General features: G+C 69.0%; 24 protein-coding genes. 22 read left to right on the forward strand and 2 right to left on the reverse strand.

Going from position 1 to position 22,500, the window contains the following annotated elements; translation table 11 throughout:
* The first annotated feature begins 6 nt into the window (after positions 1–6).
* From ACXET9_RS13505 to tuf, 7 genes are all read left to right on the forward strand, one after another.
* Positions 7–1,344: a hypothetical protein gene (locus ACXET9_RS13505; RefSeq protein ID WP_457887169.1), complete on the forward strand. Its 1,338-nt coding sequence runs from the start codon at positions 7–9 to the stop codon at positions 1,342–1,344.
* A gap of 17 nt (positions 1,345–1,361) precedes the next feature.
* Complete coding sequence (locus ACXET9_RS13510) at positions 1,362–1,616, forward strand: hypothetical protein (protein WP_457887170.1); 255 nt, start codon at positions 1,362–1,364, stop codon at positions 1,614–1,616.
* Between the two features lie 473 nt (positions 1,617–2,089).
* Positions 2,090–3,322, forward strand: a complete 1,233-nt coding sequence (locus ACXET9_RS13515) for a transglycosylase family protein (RefSeq protein WP_457887264.1) — start codon at positions 2,090–2,092, stop codon at positions 3,320–3,322.
* 605 nt (positions 3,323–3,927) lie between these two features.
* Entirely contained in the window at positions 3,928–4,302 is a 375-nt protein-coding gene (gene rpsL, locus ACXET9_RS13520) for a 30S ribosomal protein S12 (RefSeq protein ID WP_457887172.1), read from the forward strand.
* Positions 4,302–4,772 (forward strand): 30S ribosomal protein S7, encoded by a 471-nt coding sequence (gene rpsG / locus ACXET9_RS13525; RefSeq protein WP_457887173.1) that lies wholly within the window; start codon positions 4,302–4,304, stop codon positions 4,770–4,772. The genes rpsL and rpsG overlap by 1 nt, the downstream gene beginning before the upstream one ends.
* A gap of 87 nt (positions 4,773–4,859) precedes the next feature.
* Positions 4,860–7,007, forward strand: a complete 2,148-nt coding sequence (gene fusA, locus ACXET9_RS13530; RefSeq protein WP_457887175.1) for an elongation factor G — start codon at positions 4,860–4,862, stop codon at positions 7,005–7,007.
* Between the two features lie 128 nt (positions 7,008–7,135).
* Complete coding sequence (gene tuf, locus ACXET9_RS13535; RefSeq protein ID WP_457887176.1) at positions 7,136–8,323, forward strand: elongation factor Tu; 1,188 nt, start codon at positions 7,136–7,138, stop codon at positions 8,321–8,323.
* A 370-nt stretch (positions 8,324–8,693) separates the two neighbouring features.
* Here the strand turns inward: tuf and ACXET9_RS13540 are convergent, their stop codons facing one another.
* On the reverse strand, positions 8,694–9,686 hold the full coding sequence (locus ACXET9_RS13540) for a general stress protein (protein WP_457887177.1): 993 nt from the start codon (positions 9,684–9,686) through the stop codon (positions 8,694–8,696).
* A gap of 277 nt (positions 9,687–9,963) precedes the next feature.
* Here ACXET9_RS13540 and ngcE point away from each other — a divergent pair, with 277 nt between their 5' ends.
* The 15 genes from ngcE (at position 9,964) to ACXET9_RS13615 (ending at position 21,726) form a co-directional block, all read left to right on the forward strand.
* Positions 9,964–11,475 (forward strand): N-acetylglucosamine/diacetylchitobiose ABC transporter substrate-binding protein, encoded by a 1,512-nt coding sequence (gene ngcE, locus ACXET9_RS13545; RefSeq protein WP_457887178.1) that lies wholly within the window; start codon positions 9,964–9,966, stop codon positions 11,473–11,475.
* On the forward strand, positions 11,472–12,503 hold the full coding sequence (locus ACXET9_RS13550; RefSeq protein ID WP_457887179.1) for a carbohydrate ABC transporter permease: 1,032 nt from the start codon (positions 11,472–11,474) through the stop codon (positions 12,501–12,503). Before ngcE ends, ACXET9_RS13550 begins: the two co-directional genes overlap by 4 nt.
* Positions 12,500–13,423 (forward strand): carbohydrate ABC transporter permease, encoded by a 924-nt coding sequence (locus ACXET9_RS13555; RefSeq protein ID WP_457887181.1) that lies wholly within the window; start codon positions 12,500–12,502, stop codon positions 13,421–13,423. Before ACXET9_RS13550 ends, ACXET9_RS13555 begins: the two co-directional genes overlap by 4 nt.
* Positions 13,424–13,957: 534 nt before the next feature.
* Complete coding sequence (gene rpsJ, locus ACXET9_RS13560) at positions 13,958–14,266, forward strand: 30S ribosomal protein S10 (RefSeq protein ID WP_015776378.1); 309 nt, start codon at positions 13,958–13,960, stop codon at positions 14,264–14,266.
* 11 nt (positions 14,267–14,277) lie between these two features.
* Positions 14,278–14,958 (forward strand): 50S ribosomal protein L3, encoded by a 681-nt coding sequence (rplC, locus tag ACXET9_RS13565; protein ID WP_457887182.1) that lies wholly within the window; start codon positions 14,278–14,280, stop codon positions 14,956–14,958.
* Between the two features lie 5 nt (positions 14,959–14,963).
* Positions 14,964–15,902, forward strand: a complete 939-nt coding sequence (gene rplD / locus ACXET9_RS13570) for a 50S ribosomal protein L4, sunset domain variant (RefSeq protein ID WP_457887183.1) — start codon at positions 14,964–14,966, stop codon at positions 15,900–15,902.
* Positions 15,899–16,201, forward strand: coding sequence for a 50S ribosomal protein L23 (gene rplW / locus ACXET9_RS13575; RefSeq protein ID WP_457887184.1), 303 nt, complete (start codon positions 15,899–15,901; stop codon positions 16,199–16,201). The genes rplD and rplW overlap by 4 nt, the downstream gene beginning before the upstream one ends.
* Before the next feature lie 48 nt (positions 16,202–16,249).
* A complete protein-coding gene (gene rplB, locus ACXET9_RS13580; protein ID WP_457887185.1) occupies positions 16,250–17,086 on the forward strand; it encodes a 50S ribosomal protein L2 in 837 nt (278 codons plus the stop codon).
* Between the two features lie 15 nt (positions 17,087–17,101).
* On the forward strand, positions 17,102–17,383 hold the full coding sequence (gene rpsS / locus ACXET9_RS13585; protein WP_010532528.1) for a 30S ribosomal protein S19: 282 nt from the start codon (positions 17,102–17,104) through the stop codon (positions 17,381–17,383).
* A 52-nt stretch (positions 17,384–17,435) separates the two neighbouring features.
* Positions 17,436–17,789 carry a 50S ribosomal protein L22 gene (gene rplV / locus ACXET9_RS13590; protein ID WP_457887186.1) on the forward strand — a complete coding sequence of 118 codons (354 nt, stop codon included), beginning with the start codon at positions 17,436–17,438 and terminating at the stop codon, positions 17,787–17,789.
* Between the two features lie 10 nt (positions 17,790–17,799).
* Positions 17,800–18,636, forward strand: coding sequence for a 30S ribosomal protein S3 (rpsC, locus tag ACXET9_RS13595; RefSeq protein ID WP_457887187.1), 837 nt, complete (start codon positions 17,800–17,802; stop codon positions 18,634–18,636).
* 5 nt (positions 18,637–18,641) lie between these two features.
* Positions 18,642–19,061, forward strand: coding sequence for a 50S ribosomal protein L16 (gene rplP, locus ACXET9_RS13600; RefSeq protein WP_457887188.1), 420 nt, complete (start codon positions 18,642–18,644; stop codon positions 19,059–19,061).
* The gene (gene rpmC, locus ACXET9_RS13605) at positions 19,061–19,294 is read left to right on the forward strand and encodes a 50S ribosomal protein L29 (protein ID WP_114853752.1); all 234 of its coding nucleotides are present in this window, start codon (positions 19,061–19,063) and stop codon (positions 19,292–19,294) included. The genes rplP and rpmC overlap by 1 nt, the downstream gene beginning before the upstream one ends.
* Before the next feature lie 22 nt (positions 19,295–19,316).
* Positions 19,317–19,607, forward strand: a complete 291-nt coding sequence (rpsQ, locus tag ACXET9_RS13610; protein ID WP_457887189.1) for a 30S ribosomal protein S17 — start codon at positions 19,317–19,319, stop codon at positions 19,605–19,607.
* A 400-nt stretch (positions 19,608–20,007) separates the two neighbouring features.
* On the forward strand, positions 20,008–21,726 hold the full coding sequence (locus ACXET9_RS13615) for an MFS transporter (protein ID WP_457887190.1): 1,719 nt from the start codon (positions 20,008–20,010) through the stop codon (positions 21,724–21,726).
* Between the two features lie 93 nt (positions 21,727–21,819).
* Here the strand turns inward: ACXET9_RS13615 and ACXET9_RS13620 are convergent, their stop codons facing one another.
* Positions 21,820–22,305, reverse strand: coding sequence for a hypothetical protein (locus ACXET9_RS13620; protein WP_457887191.1), 486 nt, complete (start codon positions 22,303–22,305; stop codon positions 21,820–21,822).
* Between the last annotated feature and the right edge of the window lie 195 nt (positions 22,306–22,500).

A 22,500-nucleotide genomic window follows, 5' to 3' on the forward strand; every position in this document is an offset into this window, starting at 1 on the left:
CGCCTCGTGGCGGACACGACGCGCGTCCCGATGGGGGAGCAGACATCACGGCCGCCGGCCCCGGCGACCCGGTGGAGCCGGCTGCAGGACGCCGTGCTCGGCCCGCGCGCCATCGATCCTCCGCTGCGGATGCTCATCCTCATCCTCGCGGCGATGAAGGTCCTGCCGCTCGGCACCGCCCCGACGACCGGGATCGGGCTCGCCGCAGGAGCTATCGCGAGCGTCCTCGTGGTCCTGGCGATCTGGTTCCCCAAGGCCATCACGGTGGTCTCGCTGCTCATCTGCCTGCCGTATGTCGCGGCCGTGCCCAGCGAGATCAACCCGTTCTTCGACCCGGTGGTGGTGGCGGCCGGAGTCTCCCTCAGCCATCGACGGTGGAAGGGCCTGCTGCTCTCCGTCGTCGTGATCGCCATGCTGGCCGTGGCGGTGACCGCGGGCGGCGCGAGCGACAGCGGCCTCGCCCTGATCGGATCGATCGGCTTCCTGCTGGTGCTCGCGCTCGTCCTCGGCTTCAGCGCCGCGGTCCTCGAGATGCGCAACGATGCGCGGATCGATCAGATGGTCCTCGCGGCGAGGGCCGACGAGCACCGACGGGTCGAGCACGAACTCCTCTCCGCGGGCTCGGCGGGCCGACAGGAGGATCCTGCGGCGACACCGGGAGTCGACGACCTGGAGGAGCTGCGGGCCCGACTGCTCGGAGCAGGGCAGGCCGCGCAGACCACGCGGACCGGGCAGCCAGGGCAGACCGCGGAGTCCGGACAGCCAGGGCAGGTGCTGGATCCCGACGACGTCGACACGTCGACGAGGCGGACGGCGGAGGGCCTGATCCGCCTCGTCCGGCAGCGCGGCCTCGAGGCGCATGCCGATGTCGGACCGCTTCCGATCCGGGCGGAGCCGGGCTTCACGGTCGCCGTCCAGGTGCTGCTGCTCGATCTCGCTGCGGCGCTGACGGCCGACGGCGCGTCGCGGACGCTGGACCTGGACGTCGGCCTCGGCACGGGCTCCCCGGCACCGACCTCGGTGGTGCCTCCCGCGGAGAGCGGTGCAGGCCGTGCATACCTCGTGCTCCGCGCCCGAGCCGGCGCGAGCGAGGAGCACGGCGGGAACGGACCTGCAGGATCCCTGGGCGCAGCGGCCGTTCCGCCGACCCCGCTGCTCGCGCGCGTGGCGCAGGGTGCTGCGTCGCTGGAGGGGAGCTGCCGGTGGACCCGGGATGCCGACGGGGACCGGGAGCTCGTCGTCTCGATCCCGCTGCGTCACGCGGAGCAGTCGCCGGAGGTCGCGAGCGCTTTCCCTCATGAACGGGGGAATCTCGGGCCGGATCGCTCGACAGACGAGCGGTGACGGTGTTCACTCTCCCTATGCGCAGAGCTCTGGTCCTCGCGACCGCATCCCTGACCCTGTCCTTCCTCGCCGTCCCCGCGGCATCGGCGGCGGAGCCCCTCGACGCGGCGAGCAGCGTCGTGGGAGCCGCGGTGTCGGATGTCGAGCTCTCCTCGGCGGCGGATCTTGTTGCCGGAGGGGTCGTCGTCCAGCCCGCCACCACCGTCTGGGACTGCCTCCGCTGGCACATCTACGACCACGTGCGGTACAAGCGCTACTGCCTCGGCCTCTGAGCCGTCGGGAACGACCCGCGCCGGCGTGCTCGACGTGCACCGTCGCTCGTGAAGCGCGCCGGCGCACTCGACGCATGTCGGCGGGATCGGGCGCTCGAGGGCGCCGCGGAGCATCATCAGGAGCGTCTCCCGCTGCGCCTCTGCTCCGCTCCGTTGCGCCGCGCGCTGAGGCCCGAGTCTCCTCAGCGCCCGTGCACTGTGCCGTGATATGCCGGTTTTGGTGATCTGCTCGACCCCGATGTTCACGAGCGGGTAAAGAGATTCCGGGCGGACTCCCAAAGTCTTCTCGTCGCCCTTCCCTGAAGCCGTGCCGGGCGAAAGCATGGACCTCGGCGGTGCCCTCGCGACCTTCCTCGCTGCGCCTCGACCTCGAGTGCGCGCTCTCGATCACCGCTGCAGCCCCGAACCAGGGGCACTCGTGCTCAGGGAACGACAGCGTCGGCGGATCGTCGGCGCCGGAACAGGTGGATGCAGTGAAGAAGACTCCGTGGATCATCGCGGCCGCGACCGTGTGCGTGCTCGCCGCAGGCGGCGGCGGCACCGCGTACGCGGTATCCAACGAGGCGGCCGTGACCGTCTACGGCCAGCAGACGTCGGTGCGCACCTTCAGCCCGACCGTCGCCGAGCTGCTCGACGCGCAGGGCATCGAGGTCAAGGACACCGACCTCGTCGTCCCCGCGCTCGACTCCAAGGTCACCGACGGCATCGACATCCAGGTCATCGAGCGTCGGCCCGTGACCGTCACGATCGACGGCACCGAGCAGGACCTGCTCACCACCGGCACCACGGTCGAGGACGCCCTCGCCGAGGTCGACTACAAGACCGAGGGCGCGGCGGTCACGCCCGATCCGTCGACGGAGCTGTCCGCCGACGGCACCGACGTCGACGTGGTCACCCGCAAGAGCGTCACCTTCGTGGGCCAGTACGGCCAGGACACCTTCGAGGTGAACGCGCTGACCGTCGGTGAGGCGATGGAGAAGGTCCTCGGCGACATCCAGGACGACGACACCGCCTCGGTCGACCGCGACGCGGTCCTCGAGGACGGCGCCACGATCACGGTCACGCGCACCCGCAGCGAGGAGCGCACCGAGACGGAGAAGGTCGACTACAAGACCGAGACCGTCGAGGACGACACCCTCGAGAAGGGCACCACCAAGGTCAAGACCGAGGGCGTCGAGGGCGAGATTCAGAAGGTCTACAAGGACACCATCGTCGACGGCGAGGTCACCGAGTCCGAGCTCCTCTCCGAGGAGACGGTCTCCGAGCCCGTCACCGAGGTCGTCCTCAAGGGCACCAAGGAGCCGGTCGTGGAAGAGACCACGACCTCCTCGCGCAGCTCCGAGCGCTCCTCGACCTCGAGCAGCTCCGACTCGAGCTCCAGCTCGTCGGACTCCTCCAGCTCGAGCTCCAGCTCGTCGGATTCCTCCAGCTCGAGCTCCTCGGCGGCGTCCACTCCGTCGGGCTCGGTCTGGGACAGCATCGCCCAGTGCGAGTCCGGCGGGAACTGGTCGATCAACACCGGCAACGGCTACTACGGCGGCCTGCAGTTCAACCAGGGCACGTGGGAGGCCTACGGCGGCACCTCGTACGCCGCTCGCGCCGACCTCGCGACCCGCGACCAGCAGATCGCGATCGCCACGAAGGTCCAGGCGAACCAGGGCTGGGGCGCCTGGCCGGCCTGCACCTCGAAGCTCGGCCTCCGCTGAGCCGCATCTGAGGGCCGCCGGTCAGCGGCGACCTGGGAGCAGGGGGAGCGCCCCGCGCATCGTGCGCGGGGCGCTCCGTCGTCTCCGGATGGTCTCTGACCAGGGGCGAGACAGGAGCTCGGAGCCGGGCGGGGAGAGTCGGGGACGAGGGCGTCGTCGGCCCCGTGCCGGCCCCTTCGCAGATCGGGAGCGGGATCGCATCCCCGAGGACATCCGGCGTCATGTGATCTGCGTCGGAACCGCAGAGAAGCTTTGACCGCGTCCCGGGGGCGTCACTAGACTGAGGTTGCGTCCGGAGTGCCCTCTGGTCGTGACTGGGACGAGTCCCGTGCCCCTTCGGGGAAGCGCGGGAGGGGTCCCCCGCGAGGAGCGGATCCTCGCGGTGTGCCCGATTTCGGATCGTGGGCCATGCCCGGCCACGATGCGACGGGCACCGATCACGGTCCTCGGGACGCCCGCGCGGTGCCATCGCCGCGTGGGCGGGTCGGACCGTCGAATCAGTCCCGGGCATGGGACCGACGAGCCGGGTCGCCGGCCGCGAGAGCGGTCGAAGAATGTGATCCCCCGGTGCCAACAGCAGCGGGGGCCAGATAGGAAGAGAAGCTGTGCCCACTATTCAGCAGCTGGTGCGCAAGGGGCGGAAGGACAAGTCCTCCGCCTCGAAGACGCCGGCGCTCAAGGGTTCGCCCCAGCGCCGCGGTGTCTGCACGCGCGTCTACACCCAGACCCCGAAGAAGCCGAACTCGGCGCTGCGCAAGATCGCTCGCGTGCGCCTGTCCACCGGCATCGAGGTCACCGCCTACATCCCCGGTGAGAACCACAACCTCCAGGAGCACTCCATCGTGCTCGTGCGCGGCGGTCGTGTGAAGGACCTCCCGGGCGTCCGCTACAAGATCGTGCGCGGCTCCCTCGACACCCAGGGCGTGAAGGGCCGTCAGCAGGCCCGTTCCCGCTACGGCGCGAAGAAGGAGAAGAAGTAATGCCTCGTAAGGGAGCAGCTCCCAAGCGCCAGCTCGTGGTCGACCCGGTCTACGGGTCCCCGCTGGTCACCCAGCTCATCAACAAGATCCTCCTCGACGGCAAGAAGACCGTCGCCGAGAGCATCGTCTACAGTGCGCTCGAGGGCGCCCGCGAGAAGAACGGCCAGGACCCGGTCGTCACCCTCAAGAAGGCCCTCGACAACATCCGTCCGACCCTCGAGGTCCGCTCCCGCCGCGTCGGCGGTGCGACCTACCAGGTGCCGGTCGAGGTCAAGCCCGGTCGCTCCACCACGCTGGCCCTGCGCTGGCTCGTGGGCTACTCTCGCGCTCGTCGCGAGCACACCATGACCGAGCGCCTCATGAACGAGATCCTGGACGCCTCCAACGGTCTCGGTGCCGCGGTCAAGCGCCGCGAGGACACCCACAAGATGGCCGAGTCCAACAAGGCCTTCGCGCACTACCGCTGGTGAGTCGATGCGGGGTCCGCGCCTGTGCGCGGACCCCGCTTCGCCCCTCCGAGCAGTCGCCCAGCTCAGTTCAAAGGAAAGGCACAGCCCGTGGCACTCGCAGTGCTCAGCGACCTCACGAAGGTCCGCAACATCGGCATCATGGCGCACATCGATGCCGGTAAGACCACCACGTCGGAGCGCATCCTCTACTACACCGGCGTCAACTACAAGATCGGCGAGACGCACGACGGTGCCGGCACGATGGACTGGATGGAGCAGGAGAAGGAGCGCGGCATCACCATCACGTCCGCCGCGACGACCTGCTACTGGAACGACAACCAGATCAACCTCATCGACACGCCCGGTCACGTGGACTTCACCGTCGAGGTGGAGCGCTCGCTGCGCGTCCTCGACGGCGCTGTCGCCGTGTTCGACGGCAAGGAGGGCGTCGAGCCCCAGTCGGAGACCGTGTGGCGCCAGGCCGACAAGTACGACGTGCCGCGCATCTGCTTCGTCAACAAGATGGACAAGCTCGGTGCGGACTTCTTCTTCACCGTGAAGACCATCATCGACCGCCTCGGCGCCAAGCCGCTGGTCATGCAGGTCCCGATCGGTGCGGAGAACGACTTCCGCGGCGTCGTCGACCTCGTGAAGCTGGTCGCCTACGAGTGGCCCGAGACGTTCCCCGAGGACGCTCCCGAGTTCGGCAAGAAGAAGGGCGACCCGACCCTGGGCCAGCTCCAGATCGAGGTCCCGATCCCCGCCGACCTGCAGGACACGGTCGACGAGTACCGCGCCAAGCTGGTCGAGGACGTCGCCGAGAGCTCCGAGGAGCTCATGGAGGCCTACCTGGAGGAGGGCGACCTCACCGTCGAGCAGCTCCAGGCCGGCATCCGCGACATCACCGTGAACTCGCAGGGCTACCCCGTCTTCTGCGGCTCCGCCTTCAAGAACAAGGGCGTGCAGCCCATGCTCGACGGCGTGGTCTCCTACCTCCCCTCGCCCCTGGACGTGCCCGCGATGATCGGTCACGACCCCAAGGACGAGTCGGTCGAGATCACCCGCAAGCCCTCGAGCGACGAGCCCTTCTCGGCCCTCGCGTTCAAGGTCGCCGCGCACCCGTTCTTCGGCGCGCTCACCTACGTGCGCGTGTACTCCGGTCACGTGTCGACCGGCGACCAGGTGCTCAACGCCACCTCGGGCAAGAAGGAGCGCATCGGAAAGCTGTTCCAGATGCACTCCAACCAGGAGAACCCCGTCGACGAGGCCTTCGCTGGCCACATCTACGCGTTCATCGGCCTGAAGGACACCAACACCGGTGACACCCTGACCGACGTCTCCAACCCCGTGCAGCTCGAGTCCATGACGTTCCCGGACCCGGTCATCTCCGTGGCCATCGAGCCCAAGACCAAGGGCGACCAGGAGAAGCTCGGCACCGCGATCCAGAAGCTCGCCAAGGAGGACCCGACCTTCCAGGTCGAGCTCGACGAGGAGACGGGCCAGACGGTCATCAAGGGCATGGGCGAGCTCCACCTCGACATCCTCGTGGACCGCATGCGCCGCGAGTTCAAGGTCGAGGCGAACATCGGCAAGCCGCAGGTCGCGTACCGCGAGACCATCCGCCGCACCGTCGAGAAGTTCGACTACACGCACAAGAAGCAGACCGGCGGCTCCGGCCAGTTCGCCAAGGTCCAGATCACCTTCGAGCCCCTCGAGGACGCGGAGGAGGGCGTGTTCTACGAGTTCGCCAACAAGGTGACCGGCGGCCGCATCCCGCGCGAGTACATCCCGAGCGTGGACGCCGGCATCCAGTCGGCCCTCGAGTCGGGCATCCTCGCCGGCTTCCCGGTCGTGAACGTCAAGGCGTCGCTCATCGACGGTGCTTACCATGACGTCGACTCCTCCGAGATGGCGTTCAAGATCGCCGGCTCGATGTCGACCAAGGAAGCCCTCAAGAAGGCGCAGCCCGTGCTCCTCGAGCCGGTCATGAGCGTCGAGGTCCGTACTCCTGAGGAGTACATGGGAGATGTCATCGGCGACCTGAACTCGCGTCGCGGTCAGGTCCAGTCGATGGAGGATGCGAGCGGGGTCAAGATCGTCCGCGCTCTCGTCCCGCTGTCGGAGATGTTCGGGTACGTCGGCGACCTGCGGTCCAAGACCCAGGGTCGTGCGATGTACACGATGCAGTTCGACAGCTACGCGGAGGTCCCGAAGAACATCTCGGACGAGATCATCGCGAAGACCCGGGGCGAGTGAGGCGGGGGAGGGAGCAGGTAGGATTCTTCTCCTGCTCCCTCCTCCTCCCGTCGGCCGCCACCCGCGGGCGGGGGCCGATCCCGTTGCAAGTAGTACCCAGAGATAAGAAGTCCTAGGAGGACACCACCATGGCCAAGGCCAAGTTCGAGCGGACCAAGCCGCACGTCAACATCGGCACCATCGGTCACGTCGACCACGGCAAGACCACGCTGACCGCTGCGATCTCGAAGGTCCTGTACGACCAGTACCCGGACCTGAACGAGAAGCGGGACTTCGATCAGATCGATAACGCGCCTGAGGAGAAGCAGCGCGGCATCACGATCAACATCTCGCACATCGAGTACCAGACCGAGAAGCGTCACTACGCCCACGTCGACGCCCCCGGCCACGCCGACTACATCAAGAACATGATCACCGGTGCGGCGCAGATGGACGGCGCCATCCTCGTGGTCGCCGCCACCGACGGCCCGATGGCCCAGACCCGCGAGCACGTTCTGCTCGCCCGCCAGGTGGGCGTCCCCTACCTGCTGGTCGCGCTGAACAAGTCCGACATGGTCGACGACGAGGAGATCCTCGAGCTCGTCGAGATGGAGGTCCGCGAGCTGCTGGGCTCCCAGGAGTTCGACGAGGACGCCCCCGTCGTCCGCGTCTCCGCCCTCAAGGCCCTCGAGGGCGAGGAGCAGTGGGTCAAGTCCGTGCAGGACCTCATGGCCGCTGTCGACGAGAACATCCCGGACCCGGTCCGCGACATGGACAAGCCCTTCCTCATGCCCGTCGAGGACGTCTTCACGATCACCGGTCGTGGCACCGTCGTCACCGGCAAGGTGGAGCGCGGCAAGCTCGCCATCAACTCCGAGGTCGAGATCGTCGGCATCCGCGAGCCGCAGAAGACCACGGTCACCGGCATCGAGATGTTCCACAAGCAGATGGACGAGGCCTGGGCCGGCGAGAACTGCGGTCTGCTGCTCCGCGGCACCAAGCGCGAGGACGTCGAGCGCGGCCAGGTCGTCGTGAAGCCGGGTTCCATCACCCCGCACACGAACTTCGAGGCGCAGGTCTACATCCTGTCCAAGGACGAGGGCGGCCGTCACAACCCGTTCTACTCGAACTACCGCCCGCAGTTCTACTTCCGCACCACGGACGTCACCGGCGTCATCACGCTGCCCGAGGGCACCGAGATGGTCATGCCCGGCGACAACACCGAGATGTCGGTGGAGCTCATCCAGCCCATCGCCATGGAGGAGGGCCTCGGCTTCGCCATCCGTGAGGGTGGCCGCACCGTCGGCTCCGGCCGCGTCGTCTCGATCTCCAAGTGATCGCTGCGGGGCTCGCCCCGCTGAGATGATGCGGCGCCCGCCTCGCGGACGCCAGCGCTACGAAGAGCCCCGGACCGGGTTTCCCGGTCCGGGGCTCTTCGCATGCCCGGAGGAAGCGGCCCGGCACGCCGGCCCGCTGGTACGCCGGCCCGCCAGCCTGCCAGCCTGCCAGCCCGCCAGCCCGCCGGCACGCCGGTGCCCTGGCACGCGGGCTGGAACGCGGGACGTCATCCCTGCGCGCCTGCTCGGTGATGGCGCGGGCAGCCGGCTCCCGTCGGGCGTGTGCATGACGAAGCCCCCTGACGGAAGTGCTCCGTCAGGGGGCTCGAACAGCTGTGCCGGTGCCGGGTTGCCGCGGCAGGACGCCGCGTCAGCTGCCGGGGCGCTGCGTCCCCGCATCGTCGGCGCTGGATGCCTCGGGGGAGGCGGGAGCGTCATCGGCCAGAGCCGGAGCCGGGGCCTGTGGAGTCTGCTGCACGGAACCGGCCTCGCTCGCGGGCGATGCCGCAGCGACCGGCTGCGCGGGCGCTCCGTACTGTCGGCTGTACTGCTCGCCGTACGACGGAGCGGCGGGGGCCGGCTCGCCGTATGCCGGGGCGGCGGTGGGAGCAGGCGCCTGCGGAGCGGGCTGGCCGTAGCTCGGGCGACGCGTCGGCTCTGCCGGCGGAGCGGCCGGGGCCGGAGGCTGGGCGGGCTGGCCGTACGACGGACGCGACGAGCTCGGTGCACCCGACGGCGTCCCCGCCCCCGCGGCGGGGTGCGACGGGGCGCCGACGACGGGGGGAGCACCCGCGGCGGGGAACCCGGCGGCCGTCGGGCCGGTCCCGGCACCGCCGTGCAGGACGGCCGGGCCGGAGGGGGCGCGGCCGAAGGACGCGCCGGTCTCGGTCAGGATCCGGCGGGCCTCCTGGGCATGCGTGTGCTCGACCATGAGCTCGTACTGCATCGGGATGGTCGCGGTCATCGAGGTGAAGTCGCGCTTGCCCCCGGTCATCGCGTAGCCGATCACGCTCCACACGGTGAAGAAGACGATGCCCATCAGGATGCTCGTGATCACGACGACGAAGCTGCCGGCGGGGTTGAGGAACATGAGGATCATGCCGATGAACAGGCCCATCCAGATGCCCGAGGCGACGCCCTGACCGATGACGCGGCCCCAGGTCTTGCGGCCGGTGACGCGTTCGATGAGCTTGAGGTCGGTCCCGACGATCATCGTGTTCTGGACGGGGAACTGGTTGTCCGCGAGCGCGTCGACCACGGCCTGCACCTCGGCGTAGGTGCTGTAGACGCCGAGGGAGCGGGGGTACTCCAGGTCGTACAGCCGCGCGGTGAGGGGTGAGTTCTGCTGGTGCGGTGCGGTCATGGAAGAAGACTAGGCCAGCGGGCCGCGATCCAGCAGGGAAGCGGCTGGGTCCGGGCCGAGTCCCGTCCGAGTGCCCGGCGAAGGCGGCGACCGCGGACGGGTGATGCGCGATCGTGCGCGGTCCAGGGGGTGTTCGGTCAGGTTCGTGCCCGAACTGTGATGCGCGTCCTCGGGCTCCGACGAGCGGCGGCGAGGGTGGGGTTCTAGAGTGTGCGCACGGGTCGACGTGACCCGGCGCACATCGCGCCTCGATCTTTCAACGGAGAAAGCGAAGACGATGAACAGCACTAGCAGCAGCACCGGCAGCGGCTCGTACGGCACCGACGGCAGCGAGCGCGCCACCAGCGCCAGCGCACCCGACGGGATGACGCCGCTCGAACGGATCGGTGCATCCCGTCGCACCTTCCTCGCCATCGCGGGCGCCGGCATCGGCGCCTCCGCGCTGACCGCCTGCGCCGGCGGCGGAGGTGGATCGGGGGATTCCTCCGACGAGGGCGGCTCGATCACCGGCGAGGATGTCAGCGACGACAACCCGCTGGGCGTGGATGGGAGCCTCCCGGTCGAGGCGGTCATCTTCGACGGCGGCTACGGGGACCAGTACGCGCTCGACGCGGGGGACGCGTACAAGGGGATCTACCCGGACGCGGAGCTGGACGTGCACTCCACCGTGAACATCCAGTCGGACCTGCAGCCCCGTTTCGCGGGCGGCACGCCGCCGGACGTGTTCGACAACTCCGGCGCCCAGAAGCTCGCGATCGACGGCCTGGTGCCGCAGCTCGCGGACCTGGGCGACCTCCTCGCCGCGCCGATGATCGACGCCGACGGCACCGTCGAGGACAACCTCCTGCCGGGAGTGACCTCGCCGGGCATCTTCAGCGGGACCTTCCTCGGGATGAACTACGTCTACACGGTCTTCGCCCTGTGGCACTCCGCCTCCGAGTTCGAGGAGAAGGGATGGAGCGTCCCCGAGACCTGGGACGATCTCATGGCGCTCGGCGAGACGGTGAAGGGGGAGGGGCGCTACCTCTTCTCCTACGGCGGTCAGAACGCCTCCAACTACTACCAGGAGATGGCGCTGTCGATGGCCGCGAAGCTCGGCGGCGCCGAGGTGCTCGCCGCGATCGACCGCCTCGAGGAGGACGCCTTCTCGCAGGACGCCGTCGTCGCCGCCTACGACGCGATGGGCGAGGCGGTCGCGGCCGGGTACTTCGAGCCCGGCGGCGAAGGCATCAAGCACACCGACGCGCAGACGAACTGGGTGCAGGGGAAGTCCGTGTTCTACCCCTCGGGCTCCTGGATCGAGAACGAACAGGCCGACGTCACGCCCGAGGGCTACGACATGACCGGCGCGCCCGTCCCCTCGCTGCCCGACGGGGCACTCCCGCACGAGGCCATCCACGGCACCGCCGCCGAGCAGTACTTCGTGCCCTCCGGCGGGACCAACCCCGCGGGCGGCGCCGAGTTCCTGCGGGTGATGCTCTCGAAGGAGCAGGCCGCGAACTTCGCCGAGCTCACGAAGGCGCCGTCGGTCGTCAAGGACACCGTTCCCGAGGACGGGTTCGGATCGACCGCGCTGGCCTCGGTGACGGCGATGATCAGCGCCGCGGGGGAGAACACCTTCACCTACAACTTCTCCGACTGGTACGGCCTGGGCTCGGACTCGATCACGAACTGGACGAGCTTCCTCAAGGGGGACATCGACGCGGCGACCCTGCGGGAGCAGGAGCAGGCCATGATCGACAAGGTCCGGGAGGATGACTCGATCACCAAGTTCGAGGTCGACTCGTGATCGATCCCGGTGCTCTCGGCGCCCGGGGAGCGTCGGTGCCCGCCGCGCAGCGCGGGCGCCGACGCCGCCGGCCGCCCTCCGTCGAGCGGATGCTCTTCCTCCTGCTGTTCCTGGGGCTCCCGCTCGCGGTCTACCTGATGTTCGTGGTGTCCCCGTTCCTGCAGTCCTTCTACTACTCGCTGACGAACTGGACCGGGCTGACCCCGTCGATGGACTTCATCGGCCTGGAGAACTACCGCAGGATCCTCGCCGACGACGTCTTCTGGATCGCGCTGCGCAACAACCTGGTGCTGCTGCTCGTCCTCCCGATCGTCACGATCGTCCTCGCCTTCGCCCTCGCCGTCATGGTCACCATCGGCGGCGATACCCGCGGGGGCGTGCGCGGCGTGCGCGGGGCGGGCTTCTACCGGGTCGTGAGCTTCTTCCCGTACGCCGTGCCCGCGGTCATCACCGGCATCCTGTTCAACTTCGTCTACCACCCCGGCGGCGGCCTGCTCAACGGCTTCCTGAACCTCGGGGTCGCCGCGATCAACGCCCCTGCGCGCCTGCTCGGCGCCGAGGATCTCCTCGTCCCGGTCGCCATCGCCTGGCTGGGGGATCAGCGCTTCGCGCTCGCGGCGATCATGTTCGCGATCGTCTGGACGTTCGTCGGCTTCTACATGGTGCTGTTCGTCGCCGCCATCAAGGCGATCCCGCAGGAGGTCCTCGAGGCCGCCCGCATCGACGGCGCCGGACGGCTGCGCACGGCCGTCCAGGTGGTCGCGCCCATGGTGCGCGACAGCGTCTCCACAGCCCTCGTCTACATGGGCATCTTCGCTCTCGACGCCTTCACCTTCGTCTCGGTGATGACGCCGAACGGCGGGACCGCGAACAGCACCAAGGTGGTCTCCCTGCATCTCTACCAGACCGCCTTCCGGGACGGCCGCTTCGGTGAGGCCACCGCGATGGGCGTGCTGATGGCGCTGGTGACGATGCTCGTCGCCGTCCTCGTCATCGGCGTCTCGCGCGCGGGACGGGGACGGCGATGAGCACGACGACGAGGACGCCCGGCACGCCGGTGCGCACCGAGCCCCGTCGGACGCGGCGAGGCCCGGGCCCGCGGCGCGGCGCGAGCCCGCGGGTCGGCGTCCAGTCCCTCCATCACGCGGTGCTCGTGGTCTGGGCGCTGATCGTGATCCTGCCGCTGCTGTGGACGGTGTACACGTCGCTGAAGACCTCGCAGGAGATCCTCACGGACCCGTTCGGCCTGCCCGCCGCCCCGCAGTGGGAGAACTACGAGCTGGCGTGGTCCGAGGCGAAGATCGGCCAGTACTTCCTCAACACGGTGCTGGTCGTCGGGGTCGCGCTGGTCGTCGTGATGCTGCTGGGGGCTATGTGCGCCTACGTCCTCGCGCGCTTCCCGTTCCCCGGCAACCGCATCGTCTACTACGGGATGGTCGCGGGACTGACCTTCCCGATCTTCCTCGCGGTCGTGCCGCTGTTCTTCGTGCTGAAGAACATGGGCCTGCTCGACGGCCGCCTGGGCCTCGTGGGCGTGATCCTCGCCTACGTCGCCTTCGCCCTCCCGTTCACCGTGTTCTTCCTCCACGCCTTCTTCGCCGGCCTCCCGGACGAGATCGCCGAGGCGGCGGCGATCGACGGGGCGGGGGACTTCCGCACCTTCTTCCGGATCATGCTGCCGATGGCGAAGCCGGGCCTGGTGTCCGTCGCGATCTTCAACTTCCTGGGGCTGTGGAACCAGTACATGCTCCCGCTGGTGCTGAACACCGACCGGCGCAACTACGTGCTGGCGCAGGGGCTGGTGAACCTCCAGGCGCAGCAGGGGTACAAGGTCGAATGGGGCGCGATGTTCGCATCGGTCGTGATCACCGTCATCCCGGTGCTGATCGTGTACGTGATCTTCCAGCGCCAGCTGCAGGGAGGCGTCGGCCCGAGCACGGACAAGTAGCGGGCGGCGGCGCCGGCGGGGCCCGTCGGACCTGCCGGGCCCGTCGGACCTGACGGACCCGCCGGACCTGACGGACCTGGCGGACCCGCCGGAGAGGCGCGCCCGCGCCGGACGGGGTAGTATCGGACGGTTCGTCCCGGGAGGTCCCGGGCGGACCGTCCGATCTGCTGACGGAGCATCGCGCCTGCGACGGCCGCCGCGGTCATCCCTGTGACGGGGTGCACCCGCGGCTTCCCTTGTGGGCGCACTGCCACGTCTGGCAGACTGTTCGAGTTGTCTGCACGGGCCGACATGCCCGGTTCCGTTCTCCGCGGGTTCTCCTGCGGCGAATGATCACCGGATGAGGTCCATCCCCAGGATGCGAACGGCGCCATCGCGCCGATCGCGCATCGAGAAGAGGGAACAGGTGCAGACGCAGCCGATCCTCGGCGGCCGCAGGCTGAGCTTTTTCAGCCTCACAAGGCCGACACGCCCGACCTCGGGTACCGGAGAACGGCTGCATCCATGACAGACGAAGAAGAGAGACAGGACGCCATGGCGGGACAGAAGATCCGCATCCGGCTCAAGTCGTACGACCACGAGGTGATCGACAGCTCGGCGCGCAAGATCGTCGACACGGTCACCTCCGCTGGTGCGACGGTCGTGGGCCCGGTGCCGCTGCCGACGGAGAAGAACGTGTTCTGCGTTATCCGTTCGCCCCACAAGTACAAGGACTCTCGCGAGCACTTCGAGATGCGCACGCACAAGCGCCTGATCGACATCGTCGATCCCACGCCCAAGGCCGTGGATTCGCTCATGCGTCTCGACCTGCCGGCGGACGTCAACATCGAGATCAAGCTCTGAGGCAGGTCGACATGAGCAACGAACTGACGGGTCAGCGTGCCCGCGCCGTGTCCGGCGTGCTCGGCACCAAGCTCGGCATGACCCAGGTCTGGGACGAGAACGGAAAGCTCGTCCCCGTGACCGTGGTCCAGGCCGGTCCGAACGTCGTCACCCAGATCCGGTCCGTGGAGGCCGACGGGTACGACGCGATCCAGATCGCCTACGGGCAGATCGACCCCCGCAAGGTGTCCAAGCCCCTCAAGGGCCACTTCGAGAAGGCCGGCGTCACCCCGCGCCGCCACCTCGTCGAGCTGCGCACCATCAACGCTGCGGACTTCACCCTCGGCCAGGAGATCGACGCGTCGATCTTCGAGGCCGGCCAGAAGGTCGACGTCGTCGGCACTTCCAAGGGCAAGGGCACCGCGGGTGTCATGAAGCGCCACAACTTCGCCGGTGTCAGCGCCTCGCACGGTGCGCACCGCAACCACCGCAAGCCGGGCTCCATCGGCGGCGCCTCGACCCCTGGACGCGTGTTCAAGGGTATGCGCATGGCCGGTCGCATGGGCAACGCTCGCACCAGTGTCCAGAACCTGACCGTTCACGCGGTCGACGTCGAGAAGGGCCTCGTGCTCGTCAAGGGTGCCGTCCCCGGCCCCAAGGGCGGTCTCGTGCTGGTCCGCTCGGCCGTCAAGAGCCCCGCGAAGGAGGCCTGAGCCCGATGGCAGAGAACCTGACCGTCGACGTGCTCGATCCGGCCGGTAAGAAGGCCGGCACCGTCGAGCTTCCCGCGTCGATCTTCGACGTCCAGACGAACGTGCCCCTGATCCACCAGGTGGTCGTGGCCCAGCAGGCCGCTGCTCGTCAGGGCACGCACAAGGCCAAGAACCGCGGCGAGGTCCGCGGCGGCGGCAAGAAGCCCTACAAGCAGAAGGGCACCGGCCGCGCCCGCCAGGGCTCGCTGCGCGCTCCGCAGTTCGCCGGCGGCGGCGTCGTCCACGGCCCGGTGCCGCGCGACTACAGCCAGCGCACGCCCAAGAAGATGAAGGCCGCCGCTCTCCGCGGTGCGCTCTCCGACCGCGCCCGCAACGGCCGCGTGCACGTCGTCTCCGCCCTGCTCGCAGGCGAGGCCGCGTCCACCAAGGCCGCCAAGGCCACCCTGGCTCTGGTCTCGGACCGTCGCCACGTCCTCGTGGTGCTGCACCGCGACGACGACCTGGGTGCGCTGAGCACGCGCAACCTGGCCACCACGCACGTCCTGTACGCGGACCAGCTGAACACCTACGACGTCATGCTGTCCGACGACGTGGTCTTCACCTCGGCCGCCCTCGAGGACTTCGTGGCGACCGCGACCCTGTCGCTCCCCACCTCCGGCTTCGCCAAGGCGAAGGCCGCTGCCGCCGCTCCGGCCGCCGCGGTCGAGGAGGGCGCCTTCGGCGCTGGCTCCGCGGCCCCCCTGGCCGACGGCTCCGCTCCTGAGGGCTTCACCATCAAGGGCAACCAGGGCTCGATGAAGTTCCACACGGAGGACTCCCCGTGGTACGGCCGCACCAAGGCCGAGGTCTGGTTCGCGACCGAGGAGGCCGCCAAGGCCGCCGGGTTCGTGAACGCGGTCAAGGAGTCCGCCGACAAGGCTGACGACGAGGAGAAGTCGAAGTGACCGCTCTGAACAAGGATCCCCGCGACGTCCTGCTGGCCCCGGTCGTCTCCGAGAAGAGCTACGGGCTGATGGACGAGGGCAAGTACACCTTCGTGGTGGCTGCCGACGCCAACAAGACCGAGATCAAGATCGCCGTCGAGAAGATCTTCGACGTCAAGGTCTCCTCGGTCAACACGATCAACCGACAGGGCAAGACGCGTCGCACGCGCTTCGGCACCGGCAAGCGCAAGGACACCAAGCGCGCCATCGTCACCCTGACCGACGGAGCCATCGACATCTTCGGAGGGTCGGTCGCCTGACGGCGATCGATCTCCGAGGAGCCGAAGAGAGTCTGAGGGAAACCCACCATGGGAATTCGCAAGCACAAGCCGACCACGCCGGGCCGTCGCGGCTCGAGCGTCGCCGACTTCGTCGAGATCACCCGCGACACGCCTGAGAAGTCGCTGGTCCGTCCGCTGTCCAAGTCCGGCGGTCGCAACAACAACGGTCGCATCACGTCCCGTCACCGGGGCGGCGGCCACAAGCGCGCCTACCGCGTGATCGACTTCCGTCGTCACGACAAGGACGGCGTGAACGCCAAGGTCGCTCACATCGAGTACGACCCCAACCGCACCGCGCGCATCGCGCTGCTGCACTACGCGGACGGCGAGAAGCGGTACATCCTCGCCCCCGCCAAGCTGCGTCAGGGCGACTGGGTCGAGAACGGCCCGAACGCGGACATCAAGCCCGGCAACAACCTGCCCCTGCGGAACATCCCGCTGGGTACGGTCGTCCACGCGATCGAGCTCCGCCCCGGTGGCGGCGCGAAGATCGCGCGCTCTGCCGGCGCCTCCGTCCAGCTGGTCGCGAAGGAAGGGCCCTACGCGCAGCTGCGCATGCCCTCCGGCGAGATCCGCAACGTCGATGCGCGCTGCCGCGCGACCATCGGCGAGGTCGGCAACGCCGAGCAGTCGAACATCAACTGGGGCAAGGCCGGCCGCATGCGCTGGAAGGGCAAGCGCCCCCACGTCCGCGGCGTGGTCATGAACCCGGTCGATCACCCCCATGGCGGTGGCGAGGGCAAGACCTCCGGCGGCCGTCACCCGGTCTCGCCCTGGGGCAAGCCCGAGGGCCGTACCCGTCGTCCGGGCAAGGAGAGCGACAAGCTCATCGTGCGCCGTCGTCGGACCGGCAAGAAGCGCTGATAGGGAGAATCGGAAATGCCTCGCAGTATCGCCAAGGGCCCGTTCGTCGACGACCACCTGCAGAAGAAGGTGGATGCTCAGAACGAGAAGGGCACCAAGAACCTGATCAAGACCTGGTCGCGTCGTTCGGTCATCACCCCGGACTTCCTCGGCCACACCTTCGCAGTGCACGACGGTCGCAAGCACGTCACGGTGTTCGTCACCGAGTCGATGGTCGGCCACAAGCTCGGCGAGTTCGCCCCGACGCGGACTTTCAAGGGCCACGAGAAGGACGACAAGAAGGGCCGTCGCCGCTGACCCCGGTCAGCAGCGCAGCACTTCTCGAACTCAAAGAGAAAGCAGGACAACAATGGAAGCCAAGGCGCAGGTGCGGTACCTCCGCATGACGCCCATGAAGGCTCGCCGCGTTGTGGACCTGATTCGTGGCAAGAGCACGGCCGAGGCCCTGGAAATCCTGCGGTTCGCCCCGCAGGCCGCCAGCGAGCCCGTCCTCAAGCTCGTCCAGTCCGCGATCGCCAACGCGCGTGTCAAGGCCGATCAGGCGGGGGAGCGCTTCGATGAGCGCGAGCTCGTCGTCTCCGCCGCATTCGTCGACGAGGGTCCGACCATGAAGCGGTTCCAGCCGCGTGCTCAGGGTCGAGCCTTCCAGATCAAGAAGCGCACCAGCCACGTCACCGTGGTGGTCGCTCCCGTGAACAAGTAAGGAGTCCCGAATGGGCCAGAAGGTCAATCCGAACGGGTTCCGCCTCGGGATCACCACGGAGCACAGCAGCCGGTGGTTCGCCGACTCCACCAAGGAGGGGCAGCGGTACCGCGACTATGTGAAGGAAGACGTCGCGATCCGCAAGCTCATGTCCGAGGGCATGGAGCGGGCCGGTATCTCCAAGGTCGAGATCGAGCGCACCCGTGATCGCGTCCGCGTCGATCTCCACACCGCCCGCCCGGGCATCGTCATCGGGCGTCGCGGCGCGGAGGCCGAGCGTCTGCGCGGTGAGCTGGAGAAGCTCACCGGCAAGCAGATCCAGCTGAACATCCTCGAGGTCAAGAACCCCGAGGCCGATGCTCAGCTGGTCGCTCAGGGCATCGCCGAGCAGCTCGCCGCCCGTGTCTCCTTCCGTCGTGCGATGCGCAAGGGCATGCAGTCCGCGCAGCGCGCCGGCGCGAAGGGCATCCGAGTGGCCGTCTCCGGCCGCCTCGGCGGCGCCGAGATGAGCCGCAGCGAGTTCTACCGCGAGGGTCGTGTGCCGCTGCACACGCTCCGTGCGAACATCGACTACGGCTTCTACGAGGCCCGCACCGCCTTCGGCCGCATCGGCGTGAAGGTGTGGATCTACAAGGGCGACGTCACCGCCAAGGAGCTCGCGGCCCAGCAGGCCGCCTCGCAGGGTCCCCGCTCCGGCGGACGCGGCCCGCGTGCCGAGCGTCCCCGCGGCCGTCGCAACGAGCGCAACGCCAACGCCCGTCGTGATGCCGGCCAGGAGCAGACCGCTCCTGCGGCGGCTCCCGCCGAGCAGGCAGCGCCCGCACAGCAGTCCGGAACGGAGGCCTGAGCGACATGCTGATCCCCCGCAGGACCAAGCACCGCAAGCAGCACCACCCGACCCGCAGCGGCATGGCCAAGGGCGGCACCGATCTCGCGTTCGGCGACTACGGCATCCAGGCGCTCGCGCCGGCCTACGTCACCAACCGCCAGATCGAGGCGGCTCGTATCGCCATGACGCGCTACATGAAGCGCGGCGGCAAGGTGTACATCAACATCTACCCCGACCGACCGCTCACGAAGAAGCCTGCCGAGGTCCGCATGGGCTCCGGCAAGGGTTCCGTGGAGTGGTGGGTCGCCAACATCAAGCCGGGACGGGTCATGTTCGAGATCGCCGGTGTCGAAGAGGGGGTTGCTCGCGAGGCTCTGCGTCTCGCGATGCACAAGCTCCCCATGAAGTGCCGCATTCTGAGCCGAGAGGGTGGTGACATCTGATGGCAGCGACCAAGCTCACCGCCGATGAACTCGACAAGCTGGACGACGTCAAGCTTGCCGAGGAGCTGGCGAAGGCCAAGGACGAGCTGTTCAAGCTCCGTTTCCAGTCCGCTACCGGTCAGCTCGAGAGCTCCGGCCGCCTGCGGTCCGTCAAGAAGGACATCGCACGGATCTACACGATCCTGCGCGAGCGCGAGCTGGGCATCCGTCAGGCCCCCGGCTCCGCCGAGTGACCGCGAAGCGAGGAACTGAGAGATGAACGAGAACACCCCCGAGGTCAAGGGCGGCGCCGAGGAGCGTCCGTACCGCAAGACCCTCCGCGGTTACGTGGTGTCCGACAAGATGGACAAGACCATCGTGGTCGAGGTCGAGGAGCGCGTGAAGCACGCTCTCTACGGCAAGGTCCTCACGAAGACCCACAAGTTCAAGGCCCACGACGAGGAGAACACCGCCGGCATCGGCGACCAGGTCCTCCTCATGGAGACCCGTCCGCTGTCCGCGACCAAGCGGTGGCGTCTGGTCGAGGTCATCGAGCGCGCCAAGTGATCCCCCTGCGGTCCCTGTGACCGTATGAGGCATCTGAGCAAGGGCCGTCCCACCCCCGCACGGGGGAGGGGCGGCCCTTCTCGTGCGTCCGGTGCGCGGCGTCGGCGCCGAGCAGCTCCTCCTGCTGAGCAGGCCTCCCCGTCGAGCGCTGGCGGCCGCGATGATCGGTTTGTCGGACAATCTGTGTGATATTTGCAGAAGCCCAGGTCAGATCGCGTGTTGCAGGGTCTCTGCGGGGAGCGGGAGCTGACAGCGGGACCGGATCGTGGAAGGGTGGACGGCCGCGTCCAGGAACCGGGCGCCTCGGCGGACGCCCGGACGGGTCCCCGGCGACCGGTTCGCGAGGCAGGAAGCGCCGTTCGTCGGCCCCTCGTGCGCGCCGCCTCACGAAGGCAGGTCCATGTCCACTCCCGAACCCCCCACCATGCCCGCAGCGCGCCGACCCCGTCGGGCCAAGCGCGCGCCGAAGCAGCCCCGCCTCGAGGTCGACGACGTCCTCGTGGTCAAGGGCAGACGGATGAGGACCGCGATCGGCGGCACCGTCGTCGGCAACGTCATGGAGTGGTTCGACTTCGGCGTCTACGGCTACATGGCCGTCATGCTCTCGCAGCTGTTCTTCCAGACCGGCAGCGAGAGCCTCGATCTGATCCTCAGCCTGCTGGCCTTCGCGGTGAGCTTCCTGGTGCGCCCGCTCGGCGGCCTCGTGCTCGGCCCGCTGGGCGATCGCATCGGACGTCAGAAGGTCCTGTTCTTCACGATGGCGATGATGGCGATCGCGACCGCGCTCATCGGCGTGCTCCCGACCTACGCCGACATCGGCGTCTGGGCCGCCTTCCTGCTCTACGCGCTGAAGATGCTCCAGGGCTTCTCCACGGGCGGCGAGTACGCGGGCGCGACGACCTACGTCTCGGAGTTCTCGCCGGACCGCAAGCGCGGCTTCTACTCGTCGCTGCTGGACGTCGGCTCCTACTTCGGCTTCGCGATGGGTGCGGGCGCCGTCGCGCTGACCCACCTCATCACCTCGCAGGTGTGGGGCCCCGACGCGATGATGGACTGGGGCTGGCGCGTGCCGTTCCTGCTCGCCATCCCGCTCGGCGCCGTCGCGATCTGGTTCCGCGCCCGCATCCCCGAGACTCCCGCCTACGAGGCCACCGAGGCCGAGCAGGAGGCCGTGCGGGCCGCCGGTCAGTCCGGCACCGCGAACGGCTCCGCGGCCGACGGCGCCGCTTCCGACAGCTCGGCGAGCGCTCCCGCGCTCGCGCAGGATCCGGACTCGCTGCACGCGCGCAAGGGCCCCCGTGCGATCGTCACGCACCATTGGCGCGAGCTCCTGATCGCGATCGCGATCGTCGCGGCGACCAACACCGCCGGCTACGCGCTGACGAGCTACATGCCGACCTACCTCGCGAGCGAGTTCGGCTACGACGAGATGGCGAGCGCCGCGGCGACGATCCCCTCGCTGCTGATCCTCTGCCTCATGATCCCCGTCGTCGGCCTCCTCTCCGACAAGGTCGGCCGACGGGCGATGTACTGGGCGGGCTCGCTGTCCGGCGTGCTCCTGCTGCTGCCCGCCTTCTGGCTCATGCACCAGGGCTCGTTCACGGCGATCCAGGTCGCGATGGTCATCGTCGCGGTCCCGGTGGCGCTGTTCATCGGCCCGTCGGCCTCGGCGCTGCCGGCGCTGTTCCCGACGGCCGCCCGCTACGGCGCCATGGGCATCGCCTACAACGTCTCCGTCTCGCTGTTCGGCGGCACCACGCCGCTGATCTCGCAGACGCTCATCGAGATCACCGGCAACAGCTATGCGCCGGCGCTGTGGATCATGTCGTTCGCGGTCCTCGCGGGCATCGCGGTGATCTTCATGCGCGAGAGCGCCCAGCGTCCGCTGCTGGGCTCCTTCCCCGCGGTCGAGAGCGTCGAGGAGGCCGAGGAGCTCGTCGCGACCCAGGACTCGAACCCGCTGCTGAACACCTCCGAGATGCCGATCATCGTGCCGGAGCAGCTCGCCCAGGAGATCGAGGACGCCCTCGACATCCCCGGCGGCGGGCTCCCGTCGGACGCGGATGACCCCGCGGATGCGGGCGATCTCGCGCACGACGGCGGGCGCTCCGCGCGCTGAGACGCTCGACGTCCGCGGGAGCACCGACCCGTCGGACGACGAGGACCCCGGGACCCGTGCAGGGTCCCGGGGTCCTCGCGCTCCCGGCCGGAGTCAGGCGGTGCGCGATCCCGCGGGCTCGCGCAGGGCGGTCAGCACGACCACCAGGGCGCCGGCGAGGGCGTCCTCGGCATGCGGTGCGCGGATCTCGCGCACCGCGGCGTCCTCCCGCGCTCCGCCGTCCGGCGCCTGCGCATCGGGGCCGACGACGGGGCGGGGGAGCGCGACCTCGACGACGTAGCCGTGCTCCTCGCGGCGCAGGGCGCGGAAGGCCTCGCCGAGCGCATCCAGCAGCTGGTCCGCGCGGGGGAGCCAGACGGCCTCGTGCTGCTCGACGGAGTCCAGCGCCCATTCGGTCGTCCCGTTGAAGCGGAAGATCGCGCCGCCGGTGCGGCTGATGCCCCGCTCGACGACCATCGAGGAGAGCATGAAGGCCTCGTCGCGGAGCTGATCGTTGTCGATGGCGAAGCGGTCGCCGTCGGCGGGCTCCCAGACGAGGCCGAGGAGCTGGAGGCGGAGGGCGACGTCGATGTCGATCATGCGCTCGAGTGTAGGCCGTCCGCGGCCGGCCGGGAGAGCAAGCTAACACCGATCAGCGGGCCCCCGCGGGGTGACAGCCGCCCCGGGCTCGGCGTAGTCTGTAGCGGTTGCCGGGCTCCTGTCCCGCGTGCGTCGCATGGCGCGAGCGGGCGCAGTGGTCCGCGACAGGATCCGGACCACCAGATCCGTCCTCGC

It is taken from the genome of Brachybacterium netajii (SeqCode), from assembly GCF_054114245.1.